This window comes from Streptomyces sp. NPDC047042 (assembly GCF_040644035.1).
Taxonomy (GTDB): domain Bacteria; phylum Actinomycetota; class Actinomycetes; order Streptomycetales; family Streptomycetaceae; genus Streptomyces.
Map to the genome: position 1 here is coordinate 1 of NZ_JBEYVP010000013.1, position 12,005 is coordinate 12,005.

11 protein-coding genes are annotated in these 12,005 nt (G+C 69.9%); 4 read left to right on the forward strand and 7 right to left on the reverse strand.

Features of this window, described 5'->3' with window-relative positions:
• Window positions 1-156 precede the first annotated feature (156 nt).
• Entirely contained in the window at window positions 157-822 is a 666-nt protein-coding gene (locus tag ABZ855_RS16685) for a DUF3000 domain-containing protein (protein WP_360807337.1), read from the reverse strand.
• Window positions 823-951: 129 nt separating this feature from the next.
• Between ABZ855_RS16685 and hemE the strand changes: the two genes are divergently transcribed.
• Window positions 952-2,046 (forward strand): uroporphyrinogen decarboxylase, encoded by a 1,095-nt coding sequence (hemE, locus tag ABZ855_RS16690; RefSeq protein WP_360807339.1) that lies wholly within the window; start codon window positions 952-954, stop codon window positions 2,044-2,046.
• Between the two features lie 13 nt (window positions 2,047-2,059).
• Here the strand turns inward: hemE and ABZ855_RS16695 are convergent, their stop codons facing one another.
• The 4 genes from ABZ855_RS16695 to ABZ855_RS16710 form a co-directional block, all read right to left on the reverse strand.
• A complete protein-coding gene (locus ABZ855_RS16695) occupies window positions 2,060-2,371 on the reverse strand; it encodes a hypothetical protein (RefSeq protein ID WP_360807341.1) in 312 nt (103 codons plus the stop codon).
• A 124-nt stretch (window positions 2,372-2,495) separates the two neighbouring features.
• A complete protein-coding gene (locus ABZ855_RS16700) occupies window positions 2,496-3,278 on the reverse strand; it encodes a hypothetical protein (RefSeq protein ID WP_360807343.1) in 783 nt (260 codons plus the stop codon).
• Between the two features lie 56 nt (window positions 3,279-3,334).
• Complete coding sequence (locus ABZ855_RS16705) at window positions 3,335-5,587, reverse strand: glycoside hydrolase domain-containing protein (RefSeq protein ID WP_360807345.1); 2,253 nt, start codon at window positions 5,585-5,587, stop codon at window positions 3,335-3,337.
• A 193-nt stretch (window positions 5,588-5,780) separates the two neighbouring features.
• Window positions 5,781-6,599 carry a rhomboid family intramembrane serine protease gene (locus tag ABZ855_RS16710; RefSeq protein WP_360807347.1) on the reverse strand — a complete coding sequence of 273 codons (819 nt, stop codon included), beginning with the start codon at window positions 6,597-6,599 and terminating at the stop codon, window positions 5,781-5,783.
• 124 nt (window positions 6,600-6,723) lie between these two features.
• On the opposite strand from ABZ855_RS16710, the gene ABZ855_RS16715 reads away from it, so the two are divergent.
• Window positions 6,724-7,056 carry a hypothetical protein gene (locus ABZ855_RS16715; protein WP_319200062.1) on the forward strand — a complete coding sequence of 111 codons (333 nt, stop codon included), beginning with the start codon at window positions 6,724-6,726 and terminating at the stop codon, window positions 7,054-7,056.
• An 83-nt stretch (window positions 7,057-7,139) separates the two neighbouring features.
• On the opposite strand, the gene ABZ855_RS16720 is transcribed toward ABZ855_RS16715, so the two are convergent.
• Together ABZ855_RS16720 and ABZ855_RS16725 are read right to left on the reverse strand one after the other, a co-directional pair.
• On the reverse strand, window positions 7,140-8,555 hold the full coding sequence (locus ABZ855_RS16720; protein ID WP_360807349.1) for an FAD-dependent oxidoreductase: 1,416 nt from the start codon (window positions 8,553-8,555) through the stop codon (window positions 7,140-7,142).
• A gap of 27 nt (window positions 8,556-8,582) precedes the next feature.
• Entirely contained in the window at window positions 8,583-9,614 is a 1,032-nt protein-coding gene (locus tag ABZ855_RS16725) for a DUF4349 domain-containing protein (RefSeq protein ID WP_360807351.1), read from the reverse strand.
• Window positions 9,615-9,810: 196 nt separating this feature from the next.
• Here ABZ855_RS16725 and hemG point away from each other — a divergent pair, with 196 nt between their 5' ends.
• Window positions 9,811-11,259 carry a protoporphyrinogen oxidase gene (hemG, locus tag ABZ855_RS16730; protein ID WP_360807353.1) on the forward strand — a complete coding sequence of 483 codons (1,449 nt, stop codon included), beginning with the start codon at window positions 9,811-9,813 and terminating at the stop codon, window positions 11,257-11,259.
• Between the two features lie 4 nt (window positions 11,260-11,263).
• Entirely contained in the window at window positions 11,264-11,995 is a 732-nt protein-coding gene (gene hemQ / locus ABZ855_RS16735; protein WP_360807355.1) for a hydrogen peroxide-dependent heme synthase, read from the forward strand.
• Window positions 11,996-12,005 lie beyond the last annotated feature (10 nt).

The window sequence follows — 12,005 nt, forward strand, 5'->3', positions numbered from 1 at the left end:
CGTCCCCGCCACCGTGTGGCGCCTAAACCCCAAATACATTCATTCCGCCGGGGCGCGCCGGCAATACCCGGCCTCGGGGCCTTGCGGTCCCCGCACGGGGACCGCAAGGCCGTTCGCCGTTCAGTGCGAGCCAGGGGCAGAGCCCACCAGGGCCCTCTACCGGGACTGGGGGCCCCGCCGCTGCGGCAGCGTCACCACCGACGCGTCTCCGGGGCCGGCCGGCGGCAGGCCCGCGATCTGGGCGAGCAGGTCGCACCAGGACGCCAGATGGGACGCGGTGTCCGGGACCCCGCCGAGGCTCTCCCGGGGCGTCCAGGAGGCGCGGATCTCGATCTGCGAGGCGGCCGGCCGCTCCGACATCCCGCCGAAGTAGTGCGAACTCGCGCGCGTGACCGTGCCACTGGCCTCGCCGTACGACAGCCCGCGCGCCTGGAGCGCTCCCGTCAGCCAGGACCAGCACACGTCCGGCAGCAGCGGGTCGGCGGCCATCTCCGGCTCCAGCTCGGCGCGCACCAGTGTCACCAGCCGGAACGAGCCCTGCCAGGCGTCGTGCCCGGCCGGGTCGTGCAACAGGACGAGCCGGCCGTCGGCCAGGTCCTCCTCGCCGTCGACGACGGCCGCCTCCAGGGCGTACGCGAACGGCGCCAGACGCTGGGGCGCCCGCGTCGGCTCGATCTCGATCTGCGGCCTCAGCCGCGCGGACCGCAACGCGTCGACGGCGGCCCGGAAGGGCAACGGTGCCGTGTCCGCATCCCGGTCCCCCTCCTTCGCGTCGTCCATTCCGCCAGCGCCGTCCGACAGTCGTCCCTGTGCCGCAGCCATGCGGGGAAGATTAAGGGGAACGGAGCCCCCGCGCGGGGAGAGACACCCGTGGGACGGACCACAGTCGGGTAAGAGCCGTCGGCAGGGCTGTTCGCGGGACTGTCGGTGGGGCGTGCGAGACTTCTGGTCGTGAGCGCGAACCAGAGCCCCGCGGGCCAGCAGCCGACAGCGACGTCCGCCGCCGTCAAGAACGACGCCGTGCAGGATTCCGCCTTCCTGAAGGCGTGCAGACGCGAGCCGGTGCCGCACACGCCCGTGTGGTTCATGCGCCAGGCCGGGCGCTCCCTGCCCGAGTACCGCAAGGTCCGCGAGGGCATCCCGATGCTCGAGTCCTGCACCCGGCCCGAGCTGGTCACCGAGATCACCCTCCAGCCGGTGCGCAGGCACAACGTGGACGCGGCGATCTACTTCAGCGACATCGTCGTCCCGCTCAAGGCCATCGGCGTCGACCTCGACATCAAGCCCGGCGTCGGCCCGGTCGTCGAGAAGCCGATCCGCACCCGCGCGGACCTCGCCCAGCTCCGCGACCTCACCCCCGAGGACGTCCCGTACGTCACCGAGGCCATCGGCCTGCTCACCCGCGAACTCGGCGCCACCCCGCTCATCGGCTTCGCCGGCGCGCCCTTCACCCTCGCCAGCTACCTCGTCGAGGGCGGCCCCTCCCGGACGTACGAGAACGCCAAGGCGATCATGTACGGCGATCCGCAGCTCTGGGCCGACCTCCTCGACCGGCTCGCCGACATCACGGCGGCCTTCCTCAAGGTCCAGATCGAGGCGGGCGCCAGCGCCGTCCAGCTGTTCGACTCCTGGGCCGGCGCCCTCGCCCCGGCCGACTACCGCCGTTCCGTGCTCCCCGCCTCCCAGAAGGTCTTCAAGGCGGTCGAGGGGTACGGCGTGCCGCGCATCCACTTCGGTGTCGGCACCGGTGAGCTCCTCACGCCGATGAGCGAGGCCGGCGTGGATGTCATGGGCGTCGACTGGCGCGTCCCGCTCGACGAGGCCGCCCGCCGCGTCGGCCCCGGCAAGGCGCTCCAGGGCAACCTCGACCCGACGGTCCTGTTCGCCTCCACGGAGGCCGTCGAGGCGAAGACCCGCGAGGTCCTCGACTCCGCGAAGGGGCTGGAGGGCCACATCTTCAACCTCGGCCACGGCGTCATGCCGAACACGCCCCCGGAGGCGCTGACCCGCCTCGTGGAGTACGTCCACACGAGCACCGCCCGCTGAGCCGGGGGGCCTGTCAGAAGGCGAACAGCGCCATGGCCGGCAGCAGCAGGAGGAGTTGCAGCCACACGAGCCATCGCCGAGGCAGGCCCAACGCCAGCAGGCCGAGAAGTCCGGAGGCGGCGAAGAACGCCAGCCCCAGCGGCCAGTGGGTGGTCCAGTCGGCGCCGGAGTGGGCGTACTGGTCCGCGCAGTAGAGCCAGACCAGGGCGGCGAGCACGAAGGAGACGGGGAGCAGGGCGAGCCCGTAGCCGGCCCGGATCCGTAGGCGGCGGCTTTCCTGCGCGGACCGCGTACGAGGGTCGGCGACAGGGTTGCTGGCGTTCACATCTGTCCTGTCCTGTCCTGTTCTGGTGGCCCGAATTTCGCCGGTCCGGTTTCGTGTTGGGTGCGAATCCGTTGGGGCTTGTCGCGCAGTTCCCCGCGCCCCTGGCCGGCCGCGACGGGCCGGGTCACGAGCCGCGCTGGGTATGTTCCAAGGCTAGAGCGGCGGACCGGCGCTTCGGCTGGGACGGGTCCGGGAGCTGGCCCGCGCCCTGGCCGGGCCGCTGGTTCCAGCCCAGGATGCGGCTGCCGATCGTGCTCAGTTCCGGGCTGCCGGGCGGGACGTCGATGGAGAACAGCGCCTCGTAGGGCCGCTCGTCGTCGCCTCCCCACCGCACCACGCCGTCGCACACCGCGAGGATGTCCCGGACGACGGCCAGTTGAGGTGCGAAGAAGCCCCCGGACGAGCCCTCCGGGTACCAGCCACCGCGGATCGCGACCGCGGTCCCCGAGGCCTGGTTGCTCTGCGGGGAGGAGAGGCTGGTGCCGCCGAGCTTCCGGAAGCCCACCACGTCACCGGTCCGCAGGGCGTCGATCTCGTAGTGGAAACGGCGCACCACGTAGAGGAGGACCGCGGCGACGTCCCCGGTGCGTACCTGCACCGAGAGATCGCTGCCGTTGACGGCTCTGGACCAGATGGTGCCGCCGTCGTCGGCCTTCGCCTCCGTCGCCCAGCCGTTGGCGCTGAGCGGGGTCTTCTTCGGCGTCGGGTCTTCGTCGGTCGGTGTGGGCGGCCGGGTGGGTTCCACCGTCCTGCCCCTGGCGGCGGCCATCGCCGGGAGCTGCCCCGCCCAGCCGGACAGGGCCGTACCGGCCAGCACGCCGGTGCCGGCCGTCAGCACGGACCGGCGGGTCGGGCGCCGGGTGGTCTTCTTTACGTTCCCATGCTGTTCGGAATGCTGCTCGGACATCGGATCTCCAGAATCTCCAGTCATTTCCGCGCTCTTTTCCGCTCGCCGGCCATGGGTCACAGGTTTCGGGCAGGCGCGTTGTACTTCTCGAACGTCTGGTAGACGCTCAAATTCTGGACCCCGTACTCCGCCGCGTCGTCGCCGGTGCCGTTGTAGCGTGCGAGGACGGCCTGTGTTTCCGGGTCGGTGTAGTCAAGGCCGGGAATGCGCTGGCCGATGGAATGCGCATCGGAGATATGGACGAGTGCCACGGTGGTGATGTTGTACTGGTTGTTCGTGTACAGGTTGTTCCAGACGGTTTCCATCGTGTGCCAGTCCGACGCGTCGAGTGTCGCCTCGTCGGTGATTCCCGTCGAGGAGCAGTAATTCCGGGCACTGATGGCGGTGGCGGCGAAAATCTGGCCCAGTCCCGCACTGGCGTCGTCCCTGGCGCCGACCGGCATTTCCGGGACCGGGGTGATGGCCTGCTGCCAAACGGGCATGTTGTTCCATGCCTCCATCTGCTCCATATAGCTGTAGTACTCCTGGACAAGGGTGTTCGCGACATCGTCCAGATAGGTGTACTTCCGGTATTCCCAGAAGATCGGCACCTGGATGAGGGACTTGCGCATTTTCAGCGAGCGGGCGAGTCCGGTGATGTAGGAGTCGTACTGGAGGACGACGTTCAGGGCGTCCTCCGTCGAATGATTGGTGTACCAGGTCGTCTCGTCCACGCCCAGGGACTGCATGGTCGCCCGGATGTCGGCGAGCAGTGCGTCGCGGTTCGCCGTGTCGAAGGTGACGTCCAGTTTCTGGGAGGGGACGGGATCGAAGGTGTTCTGTCCGCTGTCCCGGCCGGAGGAGATGTCGTTGTCGATCTGGATGGCGCCGGTTCCCGATCCGACCGAGATCGTGGAGATCTGGTCGAACGCCCAGTCCTCCGGCATCGGGAAGCCGAGATTTCCACTGAAGCCGGTCGACATGTCCGAGACGAAACTCGCGGAGGTCGCACCCGAGGCGGCGACGCGACTGCAGATGTTTCTCGGTCCGTAGACGCCGATCCTGTAGCCGGCCTCGTACTCGTCGAAACGCTGCTGGATTCCCTGGAAATGCGGAATGATATTGCTGGTGACATCGGCGTCGAGCGCGTCGTAGTCCACCGCGAAGTAGATCCGCGTGCCCCTCTGGAAGCCGTAGCCCTGGGCCGCGTCGATGGCGGCCGACGCGTCCGCCACTCCCTGGTCGTGGTTGAAGTAGCCGACCGAGCCGCCATAGGTCTGGTAGATCGGGAACACCCGCAGGCCCGCGCCGGCGATGGTGTCCAACTCCCCGGGCTGGATCTTCTTGTTGAGGGTGGTGCCCGCGACATTGGTCAGGTATCTGCCGACGATCGAGTACCCGGACGCCTTGAGCGCTGCCGCGCGGTCGGCGGTGATCTCGGTGACGCAGTCGCAGGCGGTGCCCGAGCGGCTCGGATCCCCGGTGCTGACCAGCAGCGAGGCCCACGTCTGGAAGTTTCCGGTGCCGGTGACGGGAAGGCGCACAAAACTCTGGAAGTCCGCGACCGCGTCGGCCAGATCCGATCCGAAGGTACTGCTGAACACCGCACCCGAGCGCTTGTTGAAGACCATGGCGGCGGAGAAGAGCTGAACGAAGGTGCCACTCGAACCGACCGACAGGGTGTTGGCCTTCAGACCGGCCTGTGTGCCCGGACCGAATACGCCGTTCGCCGTGGCGTCGTCGAAGCCGATGGCGAACTGGATCGCGAACATCAGCGCCTTCTGGACGTCCCGGGAGAAATAGCCGTCGCACGGGATGACAAAGAAATTCGCGTGGTTGATGTAACTCGCGTTCATCCACTGCTGGATCGAGCGCACCTGGTCGCTGCCGCCACTGATGAGAACATAGGGGTCCATTGTCAGCAGCGCTTTGAAGACCTTGGGAGTGACACCGTCCCCGGGGAAAACACCGGCGACGCCCATGTTGGTCTTCAGTTCGGTCACGCTGGAGCCGGTCGTCGAGTCGTACGACCCCGATATTCCACTGCCGTCGTAGCCCTTGCAGTAGAGGCCGGACTGGACGATGCGATTGATGTTGGCGTTCTCGTTCGTCCCGTCGACGACCGGATAGCGCGAGGTGAGTGTGCTGAGTGTGGTCGGGCCGAAGTTGTCGGACAGGGCGGTGATACCCAGCTCGTACTGGAGAGCCCGGGTCAGCGCGTACATGATGTCCCAGCCGGTCGTGCCGTCCTCGGCGACCGTGGGTATTCCGGGGACCCCCGCGTAAGTGGTGTTGATGAATTTCTGCGCCTGCAGCACCATGGCGTCCATCGGCGTCTTTCCCCCGGTCCCGGCGAAGAGTCCTGGCCTTTCCTGAATCGGATCCTCGCAGATCCGGCGAGCGTTGATGCGCTCCGGTCCAGGAAATTTGCCCTATCTAGAGACTTTCGAAATGCCCGAGTTGTCGAGCATCGGGGAAATATGCCAGAGATATGCTGTGGATATTCTGTGCGTTGTTTGTTTTCTACTGACCCGGGCGGGCCCGCCTGCCCCACAGAAGGCCACGTGGTTCCGGCGGGGGCGGCGTGCCCGGGCGCAGCGGCCAGGCGAGCAGCATTCCCGCGAGGAAGCCGACGACATGGGCGGCGTACGCGACGGTGCCGGCCTCGGTGACGCCCTCGCCGGACGAGTACACCGCCTGCAGCACGAACCAGAAGCCCAGCACCAGCCAGGCCGGCAGCCGCAGCGGCAGGAAGACGAGGAAGGGCACCAGCACCCAGACCCTGGCCTTCGGGAACAGCGCCAGATAGGCGCCGAGCACCCCGGCGATCGCCCCGGAGGCGCCGATCAGGGGGTCGGACGAGTCGGCGTTGACGAGCGCGAAGCCGTACGACGCCGCGTAGCCGCAGGCGACGTAGAAGAGCGCGTAGCGCACGTGGCCGAGGCGGTCCTCGATGTTGTTGCCGAAGATCAGCAGGAACAGCATGTTGCCCAGCAGGTGCAGCCAGCCGCCGTGCAGGAACATCGCCGTGAGCACGGACAGCGCGGGCGACTTGTCGTAGCTCGGCGGGCCGATCACACAGCCCGGGCCTGTCCTGCCGATCCCGACCTCGCCCGTCGGCACCATGCGCGGCAGCTCGTGGTGGATCAACTCCTGGGGCACGGCGGCGTAGTGGTCCAGGAAGGCCTGGAGATGGCACAGCTGTGCCAGACCGCTCTCGCCCGTCACCGAGCCCGCTGTGCCGGGCATGGCGAGGAACACGAGGACGTTGGCGGCGATGAGCGCGTACGTGACCCAGGGGGTACGGCTTGCCGGGTTCACGTCATGGACGGGGATGACCACAAGGAAGTACTGCCCCCGATGCGTCCCGCGAACCGGTGAACGCGGCTGTCCGTGTGTCCGTATCTGTCCTCGACGTCCGCGGCACGACGAAGGCGGGCCGCGGGGACGACGTGAGGAACAGGCGATGAACGACCGAGTTACTCCTCCGATGCAGTCGGTACAGGCTCTGCCGAACGGAGAGGCCGAACTCGCACTGGTGGTCCACCTGCCCTGGGAGGACGTGGCCCGGCTCGGCCAGGAGGCGGGGCGGCTGGCGACGCAGATGCAGCGGCCGGTGTCGCTCGACGAGGCGGTGAGTCACCGGTTGCGGTCCAGTGGGTTGGGGGCGCACGCGAAGCCGGCGCAGGCGCAGCAGGCGCCGTCTGTTTCGGCGTCGGCGTCCGTGTCGGCGTTGCCGTCCCGGCCGCCGGGGGAGCAGGCTCGGCAGGCGATCGATCGGATCAACGGGACGGCGTAGCGGCATAGAGGTGCTGGTGGGTCGCCGGGTGCGGGTGCGTTGTGGCTTGTCGCGCAGTTCCCCGCGCCCCTAGGGCGCTCCTGTCAGCCGGTGTTTTTCCGTACCGCTGATGCTGCTTTTCTGGCTGCTACCAGTACGGGGTCCCAGACCGGGGAGAACGGTGGGGCGTAGCCCAGGTCCAGGGCTGTCATCTGTTCCACCGTCATGCCCGCCGTGAGGGCCACCGCCGCGATGTCGACCCGCTTCGCCGCGCCCTCCCGGCCGACGATCTGGACGCCCAGGAGGCGGCCCGTGCGCTGTTCCGCGAGCATCTTGACCGTCATCGGGGCCGCCCCGGGGTAGTAGCCCGCGCGGCTCGTCGACTCGATGGTGACCGTGACGTAGCGCAGGCCCGCCCGGTCCGCGTCCTTCTCGCGCAGGCCGGTGCGGGCGATCTCGAGGTCGCACACCTTGCTCACGGCGGTGCCGACGACGCCGGGGAAGGTGGCGTAGCCGCCGCCCGCGTTCGCGCCGATGACCTGGCCGTGCTTGTTGGCGTGCGTGCCCAGGGGGATGTGCCGTCGCCGGCCGGAGACGAGGTCCAGGACCTCCACGCAGTCGCCGCCTGCCCAGATGTTCTCGTGGCCGCGCACCCGCATCGCCAGGTCGGTGAGGAGGCCGCCGTGGTCGCCCACGGGCAGTCCCGCGGCCCGGGCGAGCGTCGTCTCGGGGCGGACGCCGATACCGAGCACGACCACGTCCGCCGGGTACTCGGCGTCCTCGGTGGCGACCGCGCGCACCCGGCCGTCGTCGCCGGTGAGGAGCCTGGTGACCTCGGCGTTGTTCACCATGGTGATGCCCAGGCCCTCCATCGCCTTGTGCACCAGGCGGCCCATGTCCGGGTCGAGGGTGGCCATCGGTTCGTCGCTGCGGTTGACGACCGTCACCTCGTAGCCGTGCCTGATGAGCGCCTCGGCCATCTCCACGCCGATATAGCCCGCCCCGACCACGACCGCTCGGCGGCCCCTGGTGGTGGTCAGGGTGTCCAGAAGCGCCTGGCCGTCGTCCAGCGTCTGTACGCCGTGTACGCCGGGGGCGTCCACGCCCGGCAGGGAGGGGCGGATCGGGCGAGCACCCGTGGCGATCACCAGTTTGTCGTACGACGTCCATGACTCGACGCCGGTCTCGAGGTCACGCGCGCGTACCCGGCCGCCCGGGACGTCGATCTCCGTGACCTCCGTACGCATCCGCAGGTCGATGTCGCGGGCCCGGTGCTCCTCCGCCGAGCGGGCGATCAGCTGGTCCCGGTCCGGGACGTCGCCGCTCACCCAGTAGGGGATGCCGCACGCCGAGTAGGAGGTGAAGTTGCCGCGTTCGAACGCCACGATCTCCAGCTCGCTTGGGCCCTTCTGCCGACGGGCCTGCGACGCGGCGGACATGCCCGCCGCGTCGCCGCCGATCACCACCAGACGCTCGGTCCCACGCTTCGTGTCGTTCGTACGGCCGTCGCTCATGCTCATACGAACACGCTACGGGGACCCGGCATTTCAGTCCTGGCCCGGGCCCTTCGGCTGCGCCGGGGGAGCCGTCGGCAGGGGAGGCGTCGGGGCCGGCTCCGTGGCCGCGCGCTGCCGCCGGGCGCGGTCGAGACGCAGCCAGCCGAACACCACCAGGGCCGCCAGCACCGCGAACGGCAGGATCGCGGCGAGGGTCACCATGATCCAGCGCAGCATCGTCACGAAGGCGCTCCAGCCGCCCGCGAGGGCGTCCAGGAAGCCCGGGTCGTCGTCCTCGTGGGCCACCTCGGCCGGGTTCTCGGACAGGGAGAGATTGATCGTGGCCAGCGAGGTGCGGTCCTTCAGGGAGGCCTGGCGGGCGAGCAGCGACTCCAGATCGGCCTGACGGCGGCTCAGCTCGCCCTCCAGGGTGACCACATCGGAGAGCTTGGTGGCCTTGTCCATCAGCTCGCGGATGCGGTTCACGCTGGCGCGCTGCGTGGTGATACGGCTTTCCACGTCGACGACCTGCTCGGTGACGTCCTTCGCCTCCGCCTCCCGGTGCAGAAGCTTGCCGGTGCCCTCCAGATCACGGAGGACCTGCTCGTACTTGTCGACGGGCACGCGCAGGACGACGTCGGTGCTCTCGCTGCCCGCCTCGCTCTCCCCGTTCTCCCGGCCCTCCCGGCCCTCCCCGCTTTCGTCCTCGTCGAGGGTCGTCGTCTCGCTGCCGACATAGCCGCCCGCGTTCTCCGTGGTGGCGCGCACCTTGGCCAGGGCCTTCGACACGTCCTTGACCTGCACGGAGACCGACACGGTACGGATGATGTGCGGGCCGGTGGCCGCCTGGGGCGCCGCACTGGCCTGGGCGCCGCTGCCCTTGCCGCCGCCCGGCTTGCTCTCCGCCCCGGCCTGCTGCTCCAGCGCGCCGGAGGCGGAATCGTCCTTCTGGGAGACCCCCGAGTCGCTGCTCGCGCCGGAGTCGGCGCCCGCACTGCAACCGGTGAGGGCGAGGGACGCGGCGAAGAGGACGCCCGCCAAGGTCTGGACGGGACGTGTACGGCGTGTGCGTGTGTTGTTCATGTTGCGGATCCCCCCGAGGGCTGTCGTTGGACCGTCTTGAACCGTCGTGGTGCACGACTGACGCTCCTTCGACGCCCGAAGGGGCCCGGACGTTGGCCGGTTACGGTCCCGAAGAGGTCACGGTCGGGACTCGCGCCGGACACCGTGCGCGGCGTGCGCCGACGGGAGTGTCAGTGGGGTCTGAGAGGCTGGTCGCATGAGCGCAGTGGAGGCCCGTGCGGGTGCCGGGCATGTCGTCGTCATCGGGGGTGGGATCGCGGGTCTGGCCGCCGCCCACCGGCTCCTGGACCGTGGTGTCAGAGTCACCGTCCTGGAGGCGTCCGACCGCGTCGGCGGCAAGCTGCTGCCCGGCGAGATCGCGGGCGCACGCGTCGATCTCGGCGCCGAGTCGATGCTCGCCCGCAGACCCGAAGCCATCGCGCTGGCCCGCGAGGTGGGCCTCGACGACCGACTCCAGCCGCCCGCCACCGCCACGGCCTCGATCTGGACCCGGGGCGCCCTGCGACCCATGCCCAAGGGGCACGTCATGGGCGTCCCCGGCAGCGCCTCGGCCCTGGCCGGTGTCCTCTCCGACGAGGGGCTCGCCCGGATCGGGCGCGACGCCGACCTGCCGCGCACGGAGGTCGGTGACGATGTGGCCGTGGGGGAGTTCGTCGCCGCGCGCCTCGGCCGCGAGGTCGTCGACCGGCTGGTGGAACCCCTGCTCGGCGGGGTGTACGCGGGTGACGCGTACCGCATCTCGATGCGCTCGGCCGTACCCCAGCTCTTCGAGGTGGCCAAGAAGCACGCGTCCCTGACGGAAGGGGTGCGCGGCATTCAGGCCCGGATGGCCGCCGCCCCCCAGCAGGGCGGACCTGTCTTCATGGGCATCCGGGGAGGAGTGGGCCAACTCCCGCTCGCCGTCGCGGAGTCGGTGCGCGCGCGGGGCGGCGAGATCGTCACCGGGGCGCCCGTGAGCGAGCTGCGCCGGACGACCGGAAGCGCGGCGGCGTGGCGGGTCGTCGCCGGGGGACGGGTGCTCGACGCCGATGGGGTGGTCGTCGCCGTGCCGACCCCGGTGGCCGCCGGACTGCTGCGCGCCGAGGCACCGGCCGCCGCGGCCGAACTCGCGGGCGTGGAGTACGCGTCGATGGCCCTGATCACCCTGGCCTACCGCCGCGCCGACGTCAGCCTTCCCGAGGGCAGCGGCTTCCTGGTGCCGCCGGTCGACGGACGCACCATCAAGGCGTCGACGTTCGCCTCCCAGAAATGGGGCTGGATCGCCGACGAGAACCCGGACCTGCTGGTGCTGCGGACCTCCGTGGGGCGCTACGCCGAGACGAAGATCCTCCAGCGCCCCGACGCCGACCTGGTCGAGGTCTCACGCCACGACCTCCAGGAGGCGACCGGACTGACGGCGGCCCCCGTCGAGACCCGCGTCACCCGCTGGGACGACGGCCTGCCCCAGTACCCGGTCGGCCACCACGCGCGCGTGGACCGCGTCCGCGAACACCTCGCCAAGCTCCCCGGCCTCGCGGTGTGCGGCGCCGCCTACGACGGCGTCGGCATCCCCGCCTGCATCGCGAGCGCGTACGCGGCGGTGGACGCGCTGGGACCACTGGAGTCGAACCCGGTGCGAAGCGCGGCAGACGGAGCGGGAGAATAGGCGCATGAGCGACGACGCCCCCACCACCGACGCGGCCCGCATCCCGAACAAGGGCAAGCTGGCCAAGGACCTCAACGAGGTCATCCGCTACACCCTGTGGTCCGTCTTCAAGCTGAAGGACGTCCTGCCCGAGGACCGCGCGGGCTACGCCGACGAGGTCCAGGAGCTGTTCGACCAGCTCGCCGCGAAGGACGTGACGGTGCGCGGCACGTACGACGTGTCCGGACTGCGCGCCGACGCCGACCTGATGATCTGGTGGCACGCCGAGACCGCGGACCAGCTCCAGGAGGCGTACAACCTCTTCCGCCGCACGAAGCTGGGCCGTGCCCTGGAGCCGGTGTGGTCGAACATGGCGCTGCACCGCCCCGCCGAGTTCAACCGCTCGCACATCCCGGCGTTCCTGGCCGACGAGACGCCCCGGAACTACGTCAGCGTCTACCCGTTCGTGCGCTCGTACGACTGGTACCTGCTGCCCGACGAGGACCGCCGCCGGATGCTCGCCGACCACGGCAAGATGGCCCGCGGCTACCCGGACGTGCGCGCCAACACCGTCGCCTCGTTCTCCCTCGGCGACTACGAGTGGCTGCTGGCCTTCGAGGCCGACGAGCTGTACCGCATCGTCGACCTCATGCGCCACCTGCGCGCCTCCGAGGCCCGCATGCACGTCCGCGAAGAGGTCCCGTTCTACACGGGCCGCCGAAAGGACATCGGCGAGCTGGTCGCCGGTCTCGCCTGACGGCGGTCCG